The sequence below is a fragment of the Pseudomonas sp. GNP013 genome (genome assembly GCF_054343995.1).
This window is the reverse complement of the sequence record NZ_JBTGUT010000001.1, coordinates 4,101,645-4,121,806: the sequence shown is the minus strand read 5'-3', so window position 1 is coordinate 4,121,806 and position 20,162 is coordinate 4,101,645. Positions and strand designations below refer to the sequence as shown.

General features: G+C 62.6%; 17 protein-coding genes and 1 other RNA gene. 14 read left to right on the top strand and 4 right to left on the bottom strand.

Annotated features, from left to right (window positions below; all coding sequences use genetic code 11):
- Entirely contained in the window at positions 1 to 2,730 is a 2,730-nt protein-coding gene (locus ACXX81_RS18125) for a winged helix-turn-helix domain-containing protein (protein ID WP_209988745.1), read from the top strand.
- A 276-nt stretch (positions 2,731 to 3,006) separates the two neighbouring features.
- On the top strand, positions 3,007 to 3,780 hold the full coding sequence (locus ACXX81_RS18120; RefSeq protein WP_209988747.1) for a YiaD family glycine zipper/OmpA-like lipoprotein: 774 nt from the start codon (positions 3,007 to 3,009) through the stop codon (positions 3,778 to 3,780).
- 69 nt (positions 3,781 to 3,849) lie between these two features.
- On the opposite strand, the gene ACXX81_RS18115 is transcribed toward ACXX81_RS18120, so the two are convergent.
- From ACXX81_RS18115 to ACXX81_RS18100, 4 genes are all read right to left on the bottom strand, one after another.
- On the bottom strand, positions 3,850 to 4,431 hold the full coding sequence (locus tag ACXX81_RS18115) for a BON domain-containing protein (RefSeq protein WP_004371998.1): 582 nt from the start codon (positions 4,429 to 4,431) through the stop codon (positions 3,850 to 3,852).
- Positions 4,428 to 5,021: a phosphoheptose isomerase gene (locus ACXX81_RS18110; protein WP_007904374.1), complete on the bottom strand. Its 594-nt coding sequence runs from the start codon at positions 5,019 to 5,021 to the stop codon at positions 4,428 to 4,430. Before ACXX81_RS18110 ends, ACXX81_RS18115 begins: the two co-directional genes overlap by 4 nt.
- 92 nt (positions 5,022 to 5,113) lie before the next feature.
- Entirely contained in the window at positions 5,114 to 5,485 is a 372-nt protein-coding gene (locus ACXX81_RS18105) for a YraN family protein (protein WP_209988748.1), read from the bottom strand.
- Positions 5,485 to 7,296, bottom strand: coding sequence for a penicillin-binding protein activator (locus ACXX81_RS18100; protein ID WP_458572156.1), 1,812 nt, complete (start codon positions 7,294 to 7,296; stop codon positions 5,485 to 5,487). Before ACXX81_RS18100 ends, ACXX81_RS18105 begins: the two co-directional genes overlap by 1 nt.
- A 175-nt stretch (positions 7,297 to 7,471) precedes the next feature.
- On the opposite strand from ACXX81_RS18100, the gene rsmI reads away from it, so the two are divergent.
- The 12 genes from rsmI (at position 7,472) to murG (ending at position 20,153) form a co-directional block, all read left to right on the top strand.
- Positions 7,472 to 8,377, top strand: a complete 906-nt coding sequence (gene rsmI, locus ACXX81_RS18095; RefSeq protein ID WP_209990670.1) for a 16S rRNA (cytidine(1402)-2'-O)-methyltransferase — start codon at positions 7,472 to 7,474, stop codon at positions 8,375 to 8,377.
- Positions 8,378 to 8,473: 96 nt separating this feature from the next.
- Positions 8,474 to 8,826: RNase P RNA component class A (rnpB, locus tag ACXX81_RS18090), an RNA gene on the top strand.
- 354 nt (positions 8,827 to 9,180) lie between these two features.
- Positions 9,181 to 9,636, top strand: a complete 456-nt coding sequence (gene mraZ / locus ACXX81_RS18085; RefSeq protein WP_004371993.1) for a division/cell wall cluster transcriptional repressor MraZ — start codon at positions 9,181 to 9,183, stop codon at positions 9,634 to 9,636.
- On the top strand, positions 9,633 to 10,580 hold the full coding sequence (rsmH, locus tag ACXX81_RS18080; RefSeq protein ID WP_373460486.1) for a 16S rRNA (cytosine(1402)-N(4))-methyltransferase RsmH: 948 nt from the start codon (positions 9,633 to 9,635) through the stop codon (positions 10,578 to 10,580). The genes mraZ and rsmH overlap by 4 nt, the downstream gene beginning before the upstream one ends.
- Positions 10,577 to 10,870 carry a cell division protein FtsL gene (ftsL, locus tag ACXX81_RS18075; protein WP_004371991.1) on the top strand — a complete coding sequence of 98 codons (294 nt, stop codon included), beginning with the start codon at positions 10,577 to 10,579 and terminating at the stop codon, positions 10,868 to 10,870. The genes rsmH and ftsL overlap by 4 nt, the downstream gene beginning before the upstream one ends.
- Positions 10,870 to 12,612 carry a peptidoglycan D,D-transpeptidase FtsI family protein gene (locus tag ACXX81_RS18070; protein ID WP_231422549.1) on the top strand — a complete coding sequence of 581 codons (1,743 nt, stop codon included), beginning with the start codon at positions 10,870 to 10,872 and terminating at the stop codon, positions 12,610 to 12,612. The genes ftsL and ACXX81_RS18070 overlap by 1 nt, the downstream gene beginning before the upstream one ends.
- Positions 12,612 to 14,075: a UDP-N-acetylmuramoyl-L-alanyl-D-glutamate--2,6-diaminopimelate ligase gene (locus ACXX81_RS18065; protein ID WP_458572155.1), complete on the top strand. Its 1,464-nt coding sequence runs from the start codon at positions 12,612 to 12,614 to the stop codon at positions 14,073 to 14,075. Before ACXX81_RS18070 ends, ACXX81_RS18065 begins: the two co-directional genes overlap by 1 nt.
- Positions 14,068 to 15,438 (top strand): UDP-N-acetylmuramoyl-tripeptide--D-alanyl-D-alanine ligase, encoded by a 1,371-nt coding sequence (locus ACXX81_RS18060; protein ID WP_209988753.1) that lies wholly within the window; start codon positions 14,068 to 14,070, stop codon positions 15,436 to 15,438. The genes ACXX81_RS18065 and ACXX81_RS18060 overlap by 8 nt, the downstream gene beginning before the upstream one ends.
- A complete protein-coding gene (gene mraY, locus ACXX81_RS18055) occupies positions 15,438 to 16,520 on the top strand; it encodes a phospho-N-acetylmuramoyl-pentapeptide-transferase (RefSeq protein ID WP_004371987.1) in 1,083 nt (360 codons plus the stop codon). The genes ACXX81_RS18060 and mraY overlap by 1 nt, the downstream gene beginning before the upstream one ends.
- 6 nt (positions 16,521 to 16,526) lie before the next feature.
- Positions 16,527 to 17,873, top strand: a complete 1,347-nt coding sequence (gene murD / locus ACXX81_RS18050) for a UDP-N-acetylmuramoyl-L-alanine--D-glutamate ligase (protein WP_322212679.1) — start codon at positions 16,527 to 16,529, stop codon at positions 17,871 to 17,873.
- Positions 17,870 to 19,093: a putative lipid II flippase FtsW gene (ftsW, locus tag ACXX81_RS18045; RefSeq protein ID WP_004371985.1), complete on the top strand. Its 1,224-nt coding sequence runs from the start codon at positions 17,870 to 17,872 to the stop codon at positions 19,091 to 19,093. The genes murD and ftsW overlap by 4 nt, the downstream gene beginning before the upstream one ends.
- Positions 19,083 to 20,153 (top strand): undecaprenyldiphospho-muramoylpentapeptide beta-N-acetylglucosaminyltransferase, encoded by a 1,071-nt coding sequence (gene murG, locus ACXX81_RS18040; RefSeq protein ID WP_209988756.1) that lies wholly within the window; start codon positions 19,083 to 19,085, stop codon positions 20,151 to 20,153. The genes ftsW and murG overlap by 11 nt, the downstream gene beginning before the upstream one ends.
- Positions 20,154 to 20,162 lie beyond the last annotated feature (9 nt).

Sequence of the window (20,162 nt, the reverse complement as noted above, 5' to 3'; positions counted from 1 at the left end):
ATGACTGATCTGTCCCGAATCCAGGGGCCTGCCAATGCGGTCATGCCGCCTCTGGAAGGTCGCTTTTACAGGCCTCCGCTGCCTGACGGCTACGTGCCGCGACCCCGCTTGTGCGAACGGCTGAGCGCGGGGCTCGAAGGGCGGTTGCTGCTGGTCAGCGCGCCTGCGGGGTTTGGCAAGAGTTCGTTGGCGGTGGAGTTCTGCCAGGCGTTGCCGCCCCATTGGCAGAGCCTGTGGCTGGGATTGAGCGCGAGGGACAGTGACCCGGGCCGATTCCTCGAACGGCTACTCGAAGGTTTGCAGCACTATTTCCCGCACATTGGCGCCCAGTCCCTTGGCCTGCTGAAAATGCGCCAGCGTCATCAGCCCTTCGCCTTCGAAGAATGGCTCGACGGCCTGCTCGATGAGCTTGCACTGCACCTGTCCACCGGTGCGCCGCTGTTGCTGGTGCTGGATGACTACCATCTGGCCCAGGGCCCGGTGCTGGACCGCTGCCTGCAATTTTTCCTCAACCACTTGCCCGAGGGCCTGGTGGTGTTGGTCACCAGTCGCCAGCGTCCCGACTGGCACCTGGCGCGATTGCGTTTGTCCCGGCACTTGCTGGAGCTCAACGAGCAGGATCTGCGCCTGACCCATGCCGAATCCCTGGCAGTACTGGACCACCACAGCAGCTCACTGCGCGGCGAGGCGCTGGAGAACCTGATTCGCCGCAGCGAAGGCTGGGTGGCCGGCCTGCGATTCTGGCTGCTGGCCGCGTCCGAAGCCGGCAGCGAAGAGGCGTTGCCGCAGAGTCTGCACGGCGGCGAGGGGCTGATTCGCGACTACCTGCTCGAAGAGGTGATCGACTGCCTGCCGCCTGAAGTGCAGGCCTTTTTGTTCGATACCGCCCCCCAGGAACGCTTCTGCAGCGAACTGTGCGACGCCGTGCGCGAAGCCCACGACAGCGCGGAAATCCTGCGCTACCTGCAATCGCACCAGGTGTTTCTCGTCCCGCTTGACGATCAGGGCCACTGGTACCGCTATCACCATTTGTTCTCCGACCTGTTGCGCACCCGGCGTGCCAGTGCCGCCGTGCTGCCGGCGGCGAGCCTGCACCTGCGTGCCTGTCGCTGGTTCAATGCCCAGGGCTTGATCGACGAGGCCGTGGAGCAGGCGCTGCGCGCGGGCCATCTGGATGTAGCGGCCAATCTGGTGCAGAACCTGTCCGAAGAACAGCTATTGGCCGAGCAGAATATCGGCATGTTGCTGCGCTGGAAAATGGACCTGCCCGACAGCCTGCTGATCAGCACGCCGCGCCTGATCGTGCTGTACAGCTGGGCATTGGGCCTGGCCTGCCAGTTGGATGCGGCGGAAGAATTGTCCAGCTACCTCAGCCGCTTTCTGCCGGCGCCGTCGGCCACGGCGCAAAGGTCGATGCTGGCGCAGTGGCTGGCGCTGAGCGGGATCATCGCTCGGGGTCGGGGCGACCGCGAGTTGACCCAGCGTTATTGCAGTGAAGCGCTGGAAAGCCTTCCGCAGCGGCGTTATGGCCAGCGTCTGATGTGCCTGTCGACGCTGTCCAACCTGGCCATCGTCGACGCCGATCTGTGGCGTGCCCGTGGTCTGAACCGAGAGTCCCTGGAGCTGGCGCAACGCGTCGGCAACCCGTTGTTCGAGGCGCTGGCCCATTACGACCGCGCGCGGGTATTGCAGGCGCGCGGCGAGGTCCTGCGGGCCCTTGATGAAGTGCACCAGGGGCTGCAGCGCTTGAACGGCCTTGCGCCGCAACGGTTGTATGCGGTGCGCGCGCGGCTGTCGTTGTACGAAGGGTATCTACTGCTGATGCGTAATCAGCCCGACGCCGGTATCGCGCGCCTGCGCGCCGGCCTGACCGAGGCGCGGGCGTGCCGCGATATCAGCGTACTGATCGGTCATTGTGTGATCGCCAGTTTCGAAGGGCGCCGCGCGGATTTCGCCAAGGCCTTTGCCGAGCTGGCCGAGGCCGAGCGCCTGATGCATATCTGGGACGTGCCGCCGATCTACTACCTGGCAATGATCACCCTGATCAAATGCGAACTGTGGCTGGCCCAGGGCCGCACTGACCTGGCCGAAGCCTGGCTGGCGCGGCTCGCGCAAACCTACAGCGGTGAGCAGGCGGCCGCTGCGCCGGAATTTCATCCGCACCTGGCGCAGCATATCGAGCTGCAGCAGGCCACCCTCGATGCGATCCGCCATCAGCCCGATGCCGCACTGCAACGTCTCGACGATCTGGCGCAACACGCCCACGACAGCGGGCGGCAGATGATCGCCCTGCTGGCGCTGACCCAGCAGGCGCAATTGCTGCTCGACTGCGGCCAGGAAGTCAAGGCGCGGCCGGTACTGTCGCGTGCGCTCGAAGCGGGGGCGGGCGGCGCGCTGCTGCCATTCCAGCGACTGCTGGACGCGTACCCGGAGTGGATGCGCGAGCAACTGGGCAAAGACGCCCACGGCGTACTCAATCAGAGCTTGCTGGCGCTGCTGCCGGCAACGCTGGCGCCAGACGCCACGCCTGCTCATGAAACCCTGAGCAGCCGAGAGTTGGCGGTGCTGCAATTGATCGCCCAGGGCTGCTCGAACCAGGAGATCAGCAACCGGCTGTTTATTTCCCTGCACACGGTCAAGACCCATGCGAGCCATATCAACAGCAAGCTGGGGGTGGAGCGCAGGACGCAGGCCGTGGCGCGGGCGCAGGCGTTAAGATTGATTGGTTAGCGGAAAAGGGGGAGGGGGACAACCGGTTTCATCGCGCAATTATTCTGGCGACATTCGTCCGAAAACGGTATCGCCTTGCGCGCAGCGTTGCAGCAAAACCGCAGGCCGCGTTCAGCCTGGGTCTGCTACGGTCTGTAAAGCGACAAGAACGGGTTGCCCTCGATGCACCTCGGTGAGCCGCAACGGAATCTTTACCATTTGTCGCGATCCAAACTCGGCACAGGCCAGTTGCCAATGTCCTCTGCATCACAGAATGCAAAAGTAGGAGCTCTCTTCATGTTCACTCCGCGTCGTCTGCTTGTTGTCGCCACCGCCGTAGCCCTTTTGTCCGGCTGCGCCTCTCCCAATCCCTACAGCGGCAATCAGGGGCAGGCCAGCAGTGGTTCCGAGGGCGGTATGAGCAAGACCGCCAAATACGGCGGCCTTGGTGCCTTGGCCGGTGCCCTGGCCGGTGCCGCCATTGACCACAACCATCGTGGCAAGGGCGCGCTGATCGGTGCGGCGGTTGCCGGTGCCGGCGCTGCCGGTTATGGCTACTACGCCGACCAGCAGGAAAAGAAACTGCGTGAAAGCATGGCCAACACCGGGGTTGAAGTGCAGCGCCAGGGTGACCAGATCAAGCTGATCATGCCGGGCAATATCACCTTCGCCACCAACTCGGACGCGATCGCCAGCAGCTTCTATCAGCCGCTGAACAACCTGGCCAACTCGCTCAAGCAGTTCAGCCAGAACACGATCCAGATCGTCGGCTACACCGACAGTACCGGCAGTCGCCAGTTGAACATGGACCTGTCCCAGCGTCGCGCCCAGAGCGTGGCCAACTACCTGACCTCCCAGGGCGTCAGCCCGACCAACCTGAGCGCACGCGGTGCCGGCCCGGATAACCCGATTGCCAGCAACGCCGACGTGAATGGCCGGGCGCAAAACCGTCGCGTCGAGGTCAACCTCGGCCCGATCCCAGGTCAGCAATACGGCCAACCTGCCGGTCAGCAGCAGGCGCCACAACAAAACAACCAGTTCCAGGGCAATCCGTACCAGCAGTACCAATAAACGCTGGCCACTAAAAAGGGCGCCGTGCAGTCAATGCACGGCGCCCTTTTTTATGGCGGCGGGTTCATATCAGTCGATGTATTCGAACACCTTCACGATCTTCTGTACGCCGGACACGCCCTGTACCAGGTTGGACGCGCGGGTCGCTTCCGCCTGGGTCAACAGACCCATCAGGTAAACGATGCCGTTGTCGGTGACCACTTTGATCCGCGAGCCTGGCACCGCATTGTCGGTGAGCATCTGCGCCTTGATCTTGGTGGTCAGCAGGGCGTCGTTGCTGATGGCCAGCAGCGTGATCGGGTCCATGACCTGCAGTTCATTGTGCACTTTCTTGACCCGCTGCACCGCCGAGGCGGCCTGTTCGGCCTGGGCCTTGAGGTCGGCGCGCGGCGTTTGTCCTGCCAGCAGTACAACGCCGTTGAAGCTGGTCACCACAATGCGCGAGGCGCCATTGCCCAGGTCGGTCGCGGCTTTGGCCACATTGACCTTGACCTTGGTTTCGATCAGCGAGTCATCAATGGTGCTGCCGAAGGTACGCGTGCCCCTGTCGTCCTGGATGGGGGTATCCCTTGTCGCGGTGATGGCCGTGCTGCAACCGCTGATGCCGAGGCACAGCGCAATAGTCACCAGGCTGAGTCGTTTAACGGTCATTCTTCGCTCCCGAACAGTTGACTGTCGATCAGATCGCACAGGCAGTGGATCGCCAACAGGTGGACTTCTTGAATACGTGCGGTGACATTGGCCGGGACGCGAATCTCCACGTCTTCGGGCAGCAGTAGCGAGGCCATGCCGCCGCCGTCGCGTCCGGTCAATGCTACGACAATCATTTCGCGATCATGTGCGGCCTGGATCGCCTGAATAATGTTCGCCGAGTTGCCGCTGGTGGAAATCGCCAGCAGCACATCACCCGGTTGGCCCAGAGCACGGATCTGCTTGGAGAAGATTTCGTTGTAGCTGTAATCGTTGGCGATCGAGGTGATCGTCGACGAATCGGTGGTCAAGGCAATGGCCGGCAGGCTCGGGCGCTCACGCTCGAAGCGGTTGAGCAGCTCGGAAGAGAAATGCTGGGCATCGCCGGCCGAACCGCCGTTGCCGCACGAAAGCATTTTGCCCTCGTTGAGCAAGGCGTTGACCATGACCTGACTGGCTTGCTCGATGTGCGGTGCAAGTACGTCCATCGCCTGTTGCTTGGTGTCGATGCTGGCCTGGAAAAGCTGGCGAATTCGGGATTGCATGTCCATCTGTGTGACCTTAAGTAGCGCGGCTGTTTGGCACAGAAATGTGCAGCCCGCAAAGCAAAGAGCAAAAATGTGGGGTGAAGATGCCGGGCGAATCAGCTGTCGAAGGCACTTTTGATCCAGTTCAGATCAGCCTTGCCAGACCGTGTGCTTTCTATGGCAACCACGTCGAAACGGCAGGGGGCGTCTGACCAGCGATGCTCCTTGAGCAGGAAAAACTGCGCGGCGAGTATCAGCTTCTGACGTTTGCGCCCGTCGATACTGGCGAGCGCGCCACCCCATTGTGCGTGTTTTCTGTAGCGGACTTCGACGAATACTACTGTATCGCCGTCAAGCATGACCAGATCAAGCTCTCCGCGTTTACACAACCAGTTCTGCGCCAGCAGGCGCAGACCCTGTTGCTGCAGGTAATTCAGAGCTTGCAGTTCGGCATCCTTGCCGCTTTGTGCGCTGGACCGCTCGGGCATCAGCGTGGGGTATCGGGAAGGCGCTGGACCTCGCCACCGACGAACTTCGCCCATGGCAGTTGACGGTCGACGCGTTGGTTGGTGCTGATGCCCAGGCTGCCCGACAGGCCGTCAATGCGGCTGTCCGGCAGTGCCTTGAGCTGGCCCAGGCGCGGCGCCAGGCGGTAGGCATCGACGCCCATCGCGTACAGACGGCCAAGGCTGCCATTGGCTTGCGGCCATTGTGCCGCCACCTGGTTGCGCAGCGGGTCAGTGGTGTTGAGCAGCCATGGTGTTTCGCAGAACATCACGTTGGTCATGTCCAGGTACTGGTTTTTGTCACCGCTGGCGCTGAACACGTGGGACGTGGCATACACCGGCACATCGCCGGCGTACTGGAAGTTCAGGGTCGGCTTGATCTGCTGGGCCAGTTGCGGCGGCACAGCCAGGAAAATGAACTCGATGTCCTGACGACGCGAAGGCTGGGCTGCGACGTCAGTGCCTACAGTGTTCTGCAGGCTCTTGGCGCGGCCTTCGCTTTTGCGCAACTGGAACAGTTCGGCGATCTGCTGGGCGAGGGCGACCGGTTGATCGACGTACTCGACGCCCAGCACGGTGCCGCCATTGGCTTCCCAATCCTGACGGAAGGCCTTGTAGACACGCTCGCCCCATTCGCCGCGAGGCACCATCGCAGCGGCGCGGTGCAGGCCGTCGGCGCGGGCGCGGCGCGACACTTCGCGGGCTTCGTCCTCAGCCGCCAGACCAAACTGGAACAACTGCGCCGGGCTTTGATCGGCTTCGCTGTAGTTCAGCGCCAGGGTGGTGATTGGCAATTGAGGACGCGCGCTGAGCTGCTTGACCAGCGGCTTCTCCAGCGGACCGACCACCAATTGCACGCCGGCGGCCTGAGCCTTGGCATAGAAATCATCAAGGGAGGTCAAGCGCGAACTGTCGTAGAACTCGATCACCGGCGCTTTTTGCCCGGCCTGTTCAGCCTGGTAGTGCGCAGCCATGAAGCCTTCACGCAGCGCCTTGCCGACGGCGGCCAGCGGGCCATCCTGGGGCAGCAGCACGGCGATCTTGTTCAGGGGCTGGCTGGCCAGTTCCTTGAGCTTGGTCAGTGGCGTCGGCAACTGCACGGCGGCTGGGTGGCCAGGGTTCTGTGCGCGCCAGGTGTCGATTGCCGCCTGTTGTTGCTCCAGGGTGCCAGCACCCTTGACCGCCTTGGCCAGGCTGATCCAGCCGTCCAGCGTCGGATTGCCACTGGCTTGCAGTTGCTCTGCCGGCAGTGCGGCAATCAGGGCCCAGATCGCGTCGTGGTTGCTGCTGGCGGCATCGCCTTTGAGCAATGGCGCCATTGCCACGCGCTCGCGCGCAGCAGCCAGGGTCTGGCCATCGGCTTCATAGGCACGTGCATGCACGGTGCCGGTACGCACCTGTTGCTCTGCGGGCAGTTGATTCAGGTTTTGCAGGCTTGGATGGTTCAGCGCGGCCAACGCAGCCTTTGGCTGGTTGCGCGCCATCGCCAGTTCGGCCGCCAGGGTGCTGGCAAAGACTTGCGGGGCCGGTTTGAGGGCATCCAGGGGCACCTGCGCAAGAATCTGCGCCGAGCGGCCGGGGTTGTTCTGCCTGTAGGCCAGGTCGGCCGCGCTCAGGCGCAGCAGCGCAGCCTGTTCGGGCGTTTTGGCGGTAGTCGCCTGTTCGAGCAGTTGCTCGATACTGGCGTCCGGGGTCCGTGGAAGGTCGCCAAGGCTGGACGAGGGCGAGCTGGCACACGCGGCCAATAAGGCGGCGAGGCAGAGGGCGGAGAGCAGCCGCAGGCAAGCGATCATGTAAGTGTCCTGATACCGATCAAATTAGCGTGGAAGTGTACCCAAGCACTGGCCCAGGCGCGATGTTAGTGGCGTTAAAGCGTTGAATAAGGTCGTGCAAAAGGTGTTCATGACCACCCGCTGTCGAGTACGGGCAGGCCGTGATGGCACATTCTCAAGGCATCTACGCGCTACAATGCGGCTTTTGCCAAACATCGAGGTGTGCGTTTTGACTGCTCCAGGTCCTTTGAATTCCACTGCCGGCTCGCTTTTTGTGGTGGCGACGCCTATTGGCAACCTGGACGACATCAGTTCCCGGGCGCTGAAAATCCTGCGCGAGGTTAAATTGATCGCGGCAGAAGACACGCGGCACTCCCAGCGGTTGATGCAGCACTTTGGTATCAGCACGCCTTTGGCGGCGTGCCACGAACACAACGAACGGGAAGAGGGCAGCCGTTTTATCACCCGACTGCTGGCTGGGGATGATGTTGCACTGATCTCCGACGCGGGCACGCCTCTGATTTCCGATCCGGGTTACCACCTGGTTCGTCAGGCGCGTGCCGCTGGTATTACTGTAGTGCCTGTTCCCGGAGCGTGCGCGCTGATTGCTGCATTATCTGCCGCAGGTCTGCCATCGGACCGCTTCATCTTCGAGGGTTTCCTGCCGGCCAAGACGGTGGGGCGTCGGGCGCGTCTTCAGGCGGTAAGGGAAGAGCCGCGCACGTTGATTTTCTATGAGGCGCCGCACCGCATCCTTGAATGCCTGCAGGATATGGAGCTGGTATTCGGCGGTGATCGCCTGGCGCTGCTGGCGCGGGAACTGACCAAGACGTTCGAAACCCTCAAGGGCTTGCCGCTCGAAGAGCTGCGCGCCTTCGTTGAGGGCGACAGCAACCAGCAGCGCGGCGAGTGCGTGGTTCTGGTCGCGGGGTGGACCGCACCGGAGAGCGAGGATGCTGTCGGCAGTGAAGCCATGCGCATCCTCGACCTCCTGCTCAAGGAGATGCCGCTCAAGCGGGCGGCAGCTTTGGCAGCCGATATTACCGGGCTGCGCAAGAATGTTCTGTATCAGGTGGCGCTGGATAAACAGAAAGCCGAATAGTTCCGGGGGGTAGCCGGCATTTCGTCAGAACGTGATGGCATTGCTGCACTTTTAATACTTGTCCTGAGGCCGCCGGGCCGTTAACCTTCTCGGCGGAGAGTCGATTGGACAGTCGCTGCCCTCTATGAAAATTAGGGGGGGAGGAAAGTCCGGGCTCCATAGGGCGAAGTGCCAGGTAATGCCTGGGAGGCGTGAGCCTACGGAAAGTGCCACAGAAAATAACCGCCTAAGCACTTCGGTGCCGGTAAGGGTGAAAAGGTGCGGTAAGAGCGCACCGCACGACTGGTAACAGTTCGTGGCTAGGTAAACCCCACTTGGAGCAAGACCAAATAGGGTCCCAAGGCGTGGCCCGCGCTGGGACCGGGTAGGTTGCTAAAGATGTCCAGTGATGGCCATCGTAGACGAATGACTGTTCAAGACAGAACCCGGCTTACAGATCGACTCTCCACCTTTTTCCTTCTGTCCGACTCCAGGGCAGAAAACCAGTAGTAACGCAAGAATCCCTCCCTGCCAAATCATTGGCAGATGCGTCTTCGTAATACCAAAAAAATCTTACTCTTAATAAATCACTTTAACTTTTGGCTCTAGTTCTTTGAGCTACTTACGCTTGATTAGCCAAAAACACCGTCGAACTCTGATTTCTCCTCCTTTAACGCTCCTAAATCTCCGTTCTGTAAGGCTTTTCCGCGTATTCGCGCCTTGACGGTGTGGTGGGCGCATTCCTATAGTGTGCGCAAGTGGCGGAAAGTGGCACAAAGTGGGTTTTTTGAACGTAAAACGCTAAAATTTGGAGAAACGCACCTGTGTTTCGCGGAGCTAATGCAATCAGTCTCGATGCAAAAGGCCGTCTCGCTATGCCGAGCCGGTATCGTGACGAGCTGATTTCGCGAAGTTCAGGGCAGTTAATCATCACGATTGACGCTGTTGACCCTTGTTTGTGTGTTTACCCGCTCGATGAGTGGGAGCTGATCGAAACCAAGCTGCGTGCCCTGCCTTCATTGCGTGAAGAAAACCGCCGTCTGCAGCGTTTGCTGATTGGTAATGCCGTCGACCTCGAGCTCGATGGCAGTGGTCGTTTCCTGGTGCCTCCGCGTTTGCGCGAATACGCCAGGCTTGACAAGCGCGCAATGCTGGTCGGCCAACTGAACAAGTTCCAATTGTGGGACGAAGATGCCTGGGATGCTGTTTCCGCAGCTGACCTGGCGGCTATTCAACAACCGGGTGCCATGCCCGACGAACTGCGTGATCTGATCCTGTGACTATTGATAGCGGCTTTAACCACATCACCGTACTGCTTGACGAAGCCGTTGAGGCTCTCGCCGTACGCGCGGATGGCTGCTATCTGGACGGCACGTTCGGCAGGGGCGGGCATAGCCGCCTGATACTCAGCCAGCTCGGGCCCGATGGCAAACTCCTCGGGTTCGACAAAGACCCTCAAGCGATTGCCACCGGGCAAGCGCTAGCGGCCGAAGACGGCCGCTTTGTCGTTGTGCAGCGCAGCTTTGCCGAGCTGGGTGCCGAAGTGGCCGAGCGCGGCATGGCGGGCAAGGTGGCCGGGGTTTTGCTCGACCTGGGCGTGTCTTCGCCGCAGCTCGACGATCCGGAGCGCGGCTTCAGCTTCATGAATGACGGCCCGCTCGACATGCGCATGGACCCTACCCGTGGCGTCAGCGCTGCGCAGTTCATCGCCACTGCCCCGGTGGAAGAAATCGCCCGCGTATTCAAGGAATACGGTGAAGAGCGCTTCGCCGGCCGCATGGCGCGTGCCGTGGTCGAGCGTCGGGAGATCCAGCCGTTCGAGCGCACCGCAGACCTCGCCGAAGTGCTGAAAGTCGCCAACCCCGCGTGGGAAAAGGGCAAGAACCCGGCGACCCGTGCGTTCCAGGGCTTGCGTATTCACGTCAACAACGAATTGGGCGATCTGGAAGCCGGCCTCGAAGCCGCTCTGGAAGCGCTGGAAGTGGGCGGTCGCCTGGTGGTGATCAGCTTCCACTCCCTGGAAGACCGAATCGTCAAACTGTTCATGCGCCGCCTGGTCAAGGGCGAGTCCGACAACCTGCCGCGCAACCTGCCGGTGCGGTTCGAAGCCTTTGTGCCGAAAATCAAAGTCCATGGCAAAGCGCAGTTCGCCTCCGAAGCCGAACTCAAGGCCAACCCACGTTCCCGTAGCGCCGTTATGCGCGTCGCGGAGAAGTTGCGGTGAGCAAGCTTTTCGCCAAACCCCTGCCGGGCGGCAGCTTCTTTATGTTGCTGCTGTTTGTCGGCGTGCTGGTGTCCGCTATTGCGGTGTCCTACAGCGCGCACTACAACCGTCAATTGCTCAATACCCTCTACGGGGAGCTGAGCGTGCGTGACAAGGCGCAGGCCGAATGGGGTCGCTTGATCCTGGAACAAAGCACCTGGACGGCCCACAGCCGTATCGAAGTGCTGGCCACCGAACAATTGAAAATGCACATCCCCGGCGCGGCTGACGTGCGCATGGTGGCGCCATGATGAAGCTCGAGGGTGCACTCTACCCATGGCGCTTTCGCCTGATGCTCGGCCTGCTGGCCTTGATGGTGGGCGCCATCGCCTGGCGAATCATCGACCTGCAGGTGGTCGACCGTGACTTCCTGATCGGCCAGGGCGACGCTCGCAGCCTGCGGCATATCCCGATTCCAGCGCACCGTGGGCTGATCACCGACCGTAACGGCGAGCCGCTGGCCGTGAGTACGCCGGTGACCACCCTGTGGGCCAACGCCAAGGAATTGCAGGTAGCCAAGGACAGGTGGCCGCAACTGGCCGCCGCCCTGGGGCAGGACCCGAAAGCCCTGGCCGAACGGCTTGAAGCCCAGGCCAATAAGGAATTCATCTATCTGGTGCGCGGCCTCACGCCCGAGCAGGGCCAGCAGGTGCTCGATCTTAAGGTCCCCGGTGTCTACGGCATCGAGGAATTTCGTCGTTTCTACCCTGCCGGTGAAACCACCGCGCACATGGTCGGCTTTACCGACATCGACGACCACGGCCGCGAAGGCGTCGAGCTGGCCTACGATGAGTGGCTGGCGGGCGTGCCCGGCAAGCGCCAGGTCATCAAGGACCGTCGCGGTCGGCTGATCAAGGACGTCCAGGTCACCAAGAACGCCAAGGCCGGCAAGCCGCTGGCGTTGTCGATTGACCTGCGCCTGCAATACCTGGCCAACCGCGAGCTGCGCAACGCGATTATCGAGAATGGCGCCAAGGCCGGCAGCCTGGTGATCATGGACGTGAAGACCGGCGAGATCCTCGCCATGGTCAACCAGCCCACCTACAACCCCAACAACCGTCGCAACCTGCAACCGGCGATGATGCGCAACCGCGCGATGATCGACGTGTTCGAGCCGGGTTCGACCATGAAAGCCATCTCCATGAGTGCCGCCCTGGAAACCGGACGCTGGAAACCCAGCGACAAGGTCGAGGTGTACCCGGGCACATTGCAGTTGGGCAAATACACCATTCGCGACGTATCTCGCACCGAAGGCCCGGTGCTGGACCTGACCGGTATCCTGATCAACTCCAGTAACGTCGGCATGAGCAAGGTCGCCTTCGATATCGGTGGCGAAACCATCTATCACCTGGCACAGAAGATCGGCCTGGGCCAACCCACCGGCCTCGATTTCCCCGGTGAGCGCGTCGGCAACCTGCCGAACTACCGTGACTGGAAAAAAGCCGAGACCGCCACGCTGTCCTACGGCTACGGCCTGTCGGTGACCGCGATCCAATTGGCTCACGCTTTCTCTGTATTGGCCAATAACGGCCGCATGGTTCCGTTGAGCCTGATCCACGTCGATGAGGCACCGAAAGCCACCCAGGTGATTCCGGAGAAAGTTGCCAAGACCATGCAGGGCATGCTGCAACAGGTGATCGAAGCGCCGCGCGGTGTATTCCGCGCCCAGGTGCCGGCGTATCACGTGGCCGGCAAGTCCGGTACCGCGCGTAAAACGTCGGTGGGCACCAAGGGTTACGCCGAGAACTCCTACCGCTCGCTGTTCGCCGGCTTCGGTCCGATGAGTGACCCTCGCTACGCCATCGTCGTAGTGATCGATGAGCCGAGCAAGGCTGGCTACTTCGGTGGTCTGGTCTCGGCGCCGGTGTTCAGCAAAGTGATGTCCGGCACCCTGCGCCTGATGAACATCACCCCGGACAACCTGCCGCCGACCCAGCAAGCCAACGCCGCACCTCCGGCCGCCGCTGTCAAAGCCAATGGAGGGCGCGGCTGATGTCTCTTAGCCTGAACAAGATTTTTGCCCACGCCGGCCGCGATCTGCTGATTCGCGAGCTGACCCTGGACAGCCGTAATGTCCGTGCCGGTGACCTGTTCCTGGCCGTGCCGGGTGGCAAGTTCGATGGCCGTGAACATATTGCCGATGCCTTGCAGCGTGGCGCCGCAGCTGTTGCCTATGAAGTGGAAGGCGCCACCGTGCTGCCGATCACCGACGTGCCGCTGATTCCGGTCAAGGGCCTGGCCCGACAACTGTCGGATATCGCCGGGCGGTTTTACGGTGAGCCAAGTCGTCACCTCAATCTGGTGGGCGTCACCGGCACCAACGGCAAGACCAGCGTGACCCAACTGGTCGCCCAGGCCCTTGACCTGCTGGGTCAGCATTGCGGCATCGTCGGCACCCTGGGCACCGGCTTTTATGGCGCGCTGCAAAGCGGTCTGCACACCACGCCGAACCCGATTGCCGTGCAGGCAACCCTGGCCGACCTGAAAAAGGCCGGGGCCAGGGCCGTCGCCATGGAAGTGTCATCCCACGGCCTCGACCAGGGTCGCGTTAGCGCGCTGGCCTTTGATGTGGCCGTGATGACCAACCTGTCCCGCGACCATCTTGACTACCACGGCACCATGCAAGCGTACGGTGCCGCCAAGGCCAGGCTGTTTGCCTGGAACGACCTCAAGTGCCGGGTGATCAACCTGGACGATGACTTCGGCCGGCAACTGGCTGCGCAGCACAGCGAAGCGCGCCTGATCACCTACAGCCTGGAAGATTCCAGCGCGTACCTGTATTGCCGTCAGGCCCAATTCAACGACGAAGGTGTGCGCGCCACCCTGGTGACGCCGCAAGGCGAGCACCACCTGCGCAGCACCTTGCTCGGCCGTTTCAACCTGAGCAACGTGCTCGCCGCTGTCGGCGCCTTGCTCGGACTGGATTACGCCCTCGACGAAATTCTCAACGTGCTGCCAATGCTTGAAGGCCCGGCCGGACGCATGCAGCGCCTGGGCGGCGGCACGCAGCCGCTGGTGGTGGTCGATTACGCGCACACTCCCGATGCGCTGGAAAAAGTCCTGTTGGCCCTGCGCCCGCATGCCAAAGGCAAGCTGCTGTGCCTGTTCGGCTGTGGCGGTGACCGTGATCGCGGCAAGCGCCCGCTGATGGCCGGCATTGTCGAGCGCCTGGCGGACGGCGTGCTGGTGACCGATGACAACCCGCGCAGCGAAGACCCCGCGCGGATTTTCGATGATATTCGCCAAGGCTTCAAAGACCCCGCGAACGTGACGTTCATCGCCGGTCGTGGCGCCGCCATTGCCCAACTGATCGCCAGCGCCAGCGCGGACGACGTGGTGGTACTGGCCGGCAAAGGTCATGAGGACTATCAGGAAATCAACGGCGAGCGCCATGCCTTCTCCGATCTGGTCGAGGCTGATCGCGCCCTGACTGCCTGGGAGGCCGCCCATGCTTAAAGCCATGACGTTCCGCGAACTGGCCCAGGCCCTGTCGGCCCGTGTACTGTCCGGCGACTGCCGTTTCGACGGCGTCAGTATCGACAGCCGTAACATCACCCCCGGGCAACTGTTCGTGGCCCTGACCGGCCCGCGTTTCGACGGCCACGACTACCTGAACGACGTGGCCGCCAAAGGTGCCGTTGGCGCTCTGGTCGAGCACGAAGTGACTGACGCTGCCTTGCCGCAACTGCTGGTCGCCGACACCCGTCTGGCCCTGGGCCAGTTGGGTGCGCTGAACCGTGCCGCATTCGATAAACCCGTGGCGGCCATCACCGGCTCCAGCGGCAAGACCACGGTCAAGGAATTGCTCGCCGGCGTGCTGCGTACGCGCGGCCCGGTGCTCGCCACCCGTGGCAACCTGAACAATGATTTCGGCGCACCCCTGACCCTGCTCGAACTGGCCCCGGAACATACCGCCGCCGTGATCGAGCTGGGCGCCTCGCGCGTCGGCGAAATCGCCTACACCGTGGCGCTGACCAAGCCCCACGTTGCCGTGATCAACAACGCCGGCACCGCCCACGTCGGTGAGTTCGGCGGCCCGGAAAAAATCGTCGAGGCCAAGGGTGAAATCCTTGAAGGCCTGGACGCGTCGGGTACGGCCGTGTTGAACCTCGACGACAAGGCCTTCGAGACCTGGCGCATCCGCGCCGACGGTCGCAAGGTGCTGACGTTTGCGGTGCTCAACGCCGCAGCGGATTTTCACGCCTCCAGCATCGCCGCCGATGCGCGTGGCTGCCCGTCCTTCACCTTGCACACGCCACAAGGCAGCGCGCAGGTGCAACTGAATCTGCTGGGCAACCATAACGTCGCCAACGCCCTGGCTGCCGCTGCCGCCGCCCATGCCCTGGGCGTCTCGCTGGCCGGTATTGCCAGCGGCCTGGGCGCGGTGCAGCCGGTCAAGGGCCGCACGGTCGCGCAATTGGCCGGCAACGGCATGCGCGTGATCGATGACACCTACAACGCCAACCCGTCTTCCATCAATGCGGCGGTCGACCTGCTCAACGGCTTTGCCGGGCGCAAGGTGCTGGTGCTGGGGGATATCGGCGAGCTGGGCGACTGGGCCGAGCAAGGCCATCGCGAAGTCGGCGCGTATGCCGCCGGCAAGGTCGACGCGCTCTACGCCGTGGGCCCGAATATGGCCCACGCCGTCGCGGCCTTTGGTGCCGGCGCGCAGCATTTCACGACTCAGGGTGAGTTGATCCAGGCGCTGACGGCGGCTGAACAAGACCCACAGACAACCCTTTTGATCAAGGGATCGCGCAGCGCGGTGATGGAAAACGTCGTCGCAGCCTTGTGCGGTTCCAGTACGGAGAAACATTAATGCTGCTGCTGCTGGCTGAGTATCTGCAACAGTTTCACAAAGGCTTCGCGGTCTTTCAGTACCTGACCCTGCGCGGGATTCTCGGTGTGCTGACCGCGTTGTGCTTGTCGCTGTTCCTGGGGCCGTGGATGATCCGCACCCTGCAGAACCTGCAAATTGGTCAATCGGTGCGCAATGACGGCCCGCAGTCGCACCTGTCCAAATCCGGCACGCCCACCATGGGCGGCGCGTTGATTCTGTCGTCCATCGGCATCAGCACCTTGCTCTGGGCCGACCTGCACAACCGCTACGTGTGGGTGGTGCTGCTGGTGACCCTGTTGTTCGGTGCCATCGGCTGGGTCGATGACTACCGCAAGGTGATCGAGAAAAACTCCAAGGGCCTGCCGAGCCGCTGGAAGTACTTCTGGCAGTCGGTGTTCGGCCTGGCCGCGGCGATCTTCCTGTACACCACTGCGCCAAGCGCCGTGGAAACCACCCTGATCATCCCGATGCTCAAGGACGCCAGCATCCCGTTGGGCATTGGCTTCGTGGTGCTGACCTACTTCGTGATCGTCGGCTCCAGCAACGCGGTCAACCTGACCGACGGCCTCGACGGTTTGGCGATCATGCCGACGGTGATGGTGGGCGGCGCGCTCGGCATCTTCTGCTACCTGTCGGGCAACGTGAAATTCGCTGAGTACCTGCTGATTCCCTACGTGCCGGGCGCGGGTGAGCTGATCGTATTCTGTGGCGCGCTGATCGGCGCGGGCCTGGGGTTCCTCTGGTTCAACACCTACCCGGCGCAGGTCTTCATGGGCGATGTCGGCGCACTGGCGCTGGGCGCCGCCCTGGGCACCATCGCCGTGATCGTGCGCCAGGAAATCGTGCTGTTCATCATGGGCGGTGTGTTCGTGATGGAAACCCTGTCGGTGGTCATCCAGGTGGCGTCCTTCAAGTTGACCGGGCGCCGCGTGTTTCGCATGGCGCCGATTCACCACCACTTTGAACTCAAGGGCTGGCCCGAGCCACGCGTGATCGTCCGTTTCTGGATCATCACCGTGATTCTGGTCCTGGTCGGCCTTGCCACCCTGAAACTGAGGTAGAAACGAGTGTCCCTGATCGCTTCAGACCACTTCCGCATCATTGTCGGCCTCGGCAAGAGCGGCATGTCCCTGGTTCGCTTCCTGGCGAACCGGGGCACGTCGTTTGCCGTGGCCGACACGCGGGAAAATCCACCGGAGCTGGTCACGCTGCGCCGTGACTACCCGCATGTGGAAGTGCGTTGTGGCGAACTGGACGTCGAGTTCCTGTGCCGCGCCGATGAGCTCTACGTGAGCCCCGGCCTGGCCCTGGCGACCCCCGCCCTGCAAGCGGCGGCGGCACGTGGTGTGAAGCTGTCCGGCGATATCGACCTGTTTGCGCGTAACGCCAAAGCGCCGATCGTGGCCATCAGCGGTTCCAACGCAAAAAGCACCGTGACCACCCTGGTGGGCGAAATGGCCGCTGCGGCCGGCAAGCGCGTGGCGGTAGGCGGCAACCTTGGCGTGCCGGCGCTGGATTTGCTCAGCGACGACGTCGAGCTGTACGTAATGGAACTGTCGAGCTTCCAGCTGGAAACCACCCACGACCTGGGCGCCGAAGTCGCCACTGTGTTGAACGTGAGTGAAGACCACATGGACCGCTACAGCGGCCTGCCGGCCTATCACCTGGCCAAGCACCGGATCTTCCGCGGTGCACGGCAAGTGGTGGTCAACCGCCAGGATGCCCTGAGCCGTCCACTGATGGGCGAAGGTCTGCCGTGCTGGACCTTCGGCCTGGGCAAACCCGACTTCAAGGGCTTCGGCATTCGTGAAGAGAACGGCGAGAAATACCTGGCCTTCGAATTCCAGAACCTGATGCCGGTGCGCGAGCTGAAAATCCGTGGCGCCCATAACCAGTCCAACGCCCTCGCGGCCCTGGCGCTGGGGCATGCCGTGGGCCTGCCGTTCGACGCCATGCTGTCGAGCCTGCGCACCTTCGGCGGTCTCGAGCATCGCTGCCAATGGGTGCGCGACCTCGACGGCGTCGGCTATTACAACGATTCCAAGGCCACTAACGTCGGTGCGGCACTGGCGGCCATCGAAGGCCTGGGCGCCGACATCGATGGCAAGCTGGTGCTGATCGCCGGTGGCGACGGCAAGGGCGCCGACTTCAAGGACCTCAAGGCGCCGGTCGCCGCCCATTGCCGCGCCGTGGTGTTGATGGGTCGGGATTCGGACCTGATCGCCGCCGCCCTCGGCAACGATGTACCGCACGTACGTGCCGCCTCCCTGGACGACGCGATTGCCCGGTGCAAGGCGCTGGCCCAACCGGGCGATGCGGTGCTGCTGTCGCCGGCGTGCGCCAGTTTCGACATGTTCAAGAACTATGAAGAGCGCGGCCAGTTGTTCGCCCGCGCCGTGGAGGCTTTGGCATGAGCCTCAACCTGAGAAACATCATCAAGCCGTACCCGTCGCCGATCATCACCGGGCGCGGCATCGACCTCGATTTCCCGATGCTCGCCGGCTGCCTCGCGCTGCTGGGCCTGGGCCTGGTGATGATCACCTCGGCGTCGTCCGAAGTGGCCGCCGTGCAGTCGGGCAACACGCTGTACATGATGATCCGTCACCTGGTGTACCTGGTGATCGGCCTCGGCGCGTGCATCGTCACCATGATGATCCCCATCGCCACCTGGCAACGCCTGGGCTGGCTGATGCTGATCGGCGCGTTTGGCCTGCTGATCATGGTGATCCTGCCCGGCATCGGGCGCGAGGTGAACGGTTCGATGCGCTGGATCGGCTTCGGCGCGTTCAACGTGCAACCGTCGGAAATCGCCAAGGTGTTCGTGGTGATCTACCTCGCCGGCTACCTGGTGCGTCGCCAGAAAGAGGTGCGCGAAAGCTGGATGGGCTTCTTCAAGCCGTTCATCGTGCTGCTGCCGATGGCCGGCCTGTTGCTGATGGAACCCGACTTCGGCGCCACCGTGGTGATGATGGGCGCGGCGGCGGCGATGCTGTTTCTTGGCGGAGTCGGTCTGTTCCGCTTCACCTTGATGGTGGTGCTGGCGGTGGCTGCGGTCACCGTGCTGGTGCAGGCGCAACCCTACCGGATGGCCCGTCTGATTACCTTTACCGATCCCTGGTCCGATCAGTTCGGTTCCGGCTACCAGTTGACCCAGGCGCTGATTGCCTTCGGTCGCGGCGAGTGGCTGGGCGTGGGCCTGGGCAACAGTGTGCAGAAACAGTTCTACCTGCCGGAAGCCCACACCGACTTCGTGTTCTCGGTACTCGCCGAAGAGCTCGGCGTGGTCGGTTCGCTGTGCACCGTCGCGCTGTTCGTGTTCGTCTGCGTTCGCGGCATGTACATCGGCTTGTGGGCCGAGAAGGCCAAACAGTATTTCGCCGCTTATGTGGCGTACGGCCTGTCGTTCCTGTGGATCGGCCAGTTCCTGATCAACATCGGCGTGAACGTCGGCCTGCTGCCGACCAAGGGCCTGACCTTGCCGTTCCTCAGTTACGGTGGCAGTTCGTTGGTGATTTGCTGCGCGTGCCTGGGCCTGTTGCTGCGCATCGAGTGGGAGAGTCGAACCCACCTGGGCAGCGAAGAGATGGAGTTCAGCGAAAGCGACTTCGCCGAGGAGCCGACCCATGGGCGCTAATGTGCTGATCATGGCGGGCGGCACCGGGGGCCACGTGTTCCCGGCCCTGGCGTGTGCGCGTGAGTTCCAGAGCCGTGGCTACAGCGTGCACTGGCTCGGCACACCGCGTGGCATCGAAAACGAACTGGTGCCCAATGCCGGCTTGCCGTTGCACCTGATCAATGTCACCGGCCTGCGCGGCAAGGGCAAATTGTCCCTGCTCAAAGCGCCGTTCGTCTTGCTCAAGGCGGTGTGGCAGGCACGCAAGGTCATCCGTCAATTGCAGCCGGTGTGCGTGCTCGGTTTTGGCGGTTATGTGACCGGCCCCGGCGGCGTGGCGGCAAAACTCGCCGGCGTGCCGGTGATCGTGCACGAACAGAATGCCGTCGCCGGCACCGCCAATCGCCTGCTGGTGCCGCTGGCGGCGCGTGTGTGCGAGGCCTTCCCGAAGACCTTTGGTGCCTCGGACAAATTACGCACCACCGGCAACCCGGTGCGCACCGAGCTGTTCATGGGCATTGCCCGTCAGGCACTCGCAGGGCGCAAGCCGCACCTGTTGATCCTTGGCGGCAGCCTGGGTGCTGAACCGCTGAACAAATTGCTGCCTGAAGCGCTGGCGCAACTGCCCGTGGACCTGCGTCCCGAAGTGTTTCATCAGGCCGGCAAACATCACGATGAAGTCACCGCCCAGCGTTATCGCGAAGCGGGTGTGGAGGCTGATGTGCAGCCCTTCATCAAAGACATGGCCCATGCCTATGGCTGGGCCGACCTGGTGGTCTGCCGCGCTGGTGCGCTGACCGTCAGTGAACTGGCCGCCGCCGGTCTGCCGTCGTTGCTGGTGCCTTTGCCCCATGCCATCGACGATCACCAGACCCGCAACGCCGAATATTTGGCCGGGGAGGGCGCTGCCTTCCTGCTGCCGCAAAGAACGACTGGCGCCGCCGATTTGGCCGCACGCCTGACCGAGGTTTTGATGCAACCGGAACGACTCAACAGCATGGCGAGCACCGCAAGCCGCCTGGCCAAACCTGACGCAACCCGCACCGTGGTCGATATCTGCCTGGAGGTGGCCCGTGGTTGAGAATCAGAA

Excerpts from the sequence above, each read along its gene's own strand:
- mraY (WP_004371987.1), top strand. The coding sequence starts at position 15,438 with ATGCTGCTGCTGCTGGCTGAGTATCTGCAACAGTTTCACAAAGGCTTC.
- ftsW (WP_004371985.1), top strand. The coding sequence starts at position 17,870 with ATGAGCCTCAACCTGAGAAACATCATCAAGCCGTACCCGTCGCCGATC.
- ACXX81_RS18105 (WP_209988748.1), bottom strand. The coding sequence starts at position 5,485 with ATGCCCGAGCGGTCCAGCGCACAAAGCGGCAAGGATGCCGAACTGCAA.
- rsmI (WP_209990670.1), top strand. The coding sequence starts at position 7,472 with ATGCGGCTTTTGCCAAACATCGAGGTGTGCGTTTTGACTGCTCCAGGT.
- ACXX81_RS18100 (WP_458572156.1), bottom strand. The coding sequence starts at position 7,296 with ATGATCGCTTGCCTGCGGCTGCTCTCCGCCCTCTGCCTCGCCGCCTTA.
- ACXX81_RS18110 (WP_007904374.1), bottom strand. The coding sequence starts at position 5,021 with ATGGACATGCAATCCCGAATTCGCCAGCTTTTCCAGGCCAGCATCGAC.
- ACXX81_RS18115 (WP_004371998.1), bottom strand. The coding sequence starts at position 4,431 with ATGACCGTTAAACGACTCAGCCTGGTGACTATTGCGCTGTGCCTCGGC.
- ACXX81_RS18060 (WP_209988753.1), top strand. The coding sequence starts at position 14,068 with ATGCTTAAAGCCATGACGTTCCGCGAACTGGCCCAGGCCCTGTCGGCC.
- ACXX81_RS18065 (WP_458572155.1), top strand. The coding sequence starts at position 12,612 with ATGTCTCTTAGCCTGAACAAGATTTTTGCCCACGCCGGCCGCGATCTG.
- ACXX81_RS18070 (WP_231422549.1), top strand. The coding sequence starts at position 10,870 with ATGAAGCTCGAGGGTGCACTCTACCCATGGCGCTTTCGCCTGATGCTC.
- ACXX81_RS18120 (WP_209988747.1), top strand. The coding sequence starts at position 3,007 with ATGTTCACTCCGCGTCGTCTGCTTGTTGTCGCCACCGCCGTAGCCCTT.
- murG (WP_209988756.1), top strand. The coding sequence starts at position 19,083 with ATGGGCGCTAATGTGCTGATCATGGCGGGCGGCACCGGGGGCCACGTG.
- ACXX81_RS18125 (WP_209988745.1), top strand. The coding sequence starts at position 1 with ATGACTGATCTGTCCCGAATCCAGGGGCCTGCCAATGCGGTCATGCCG.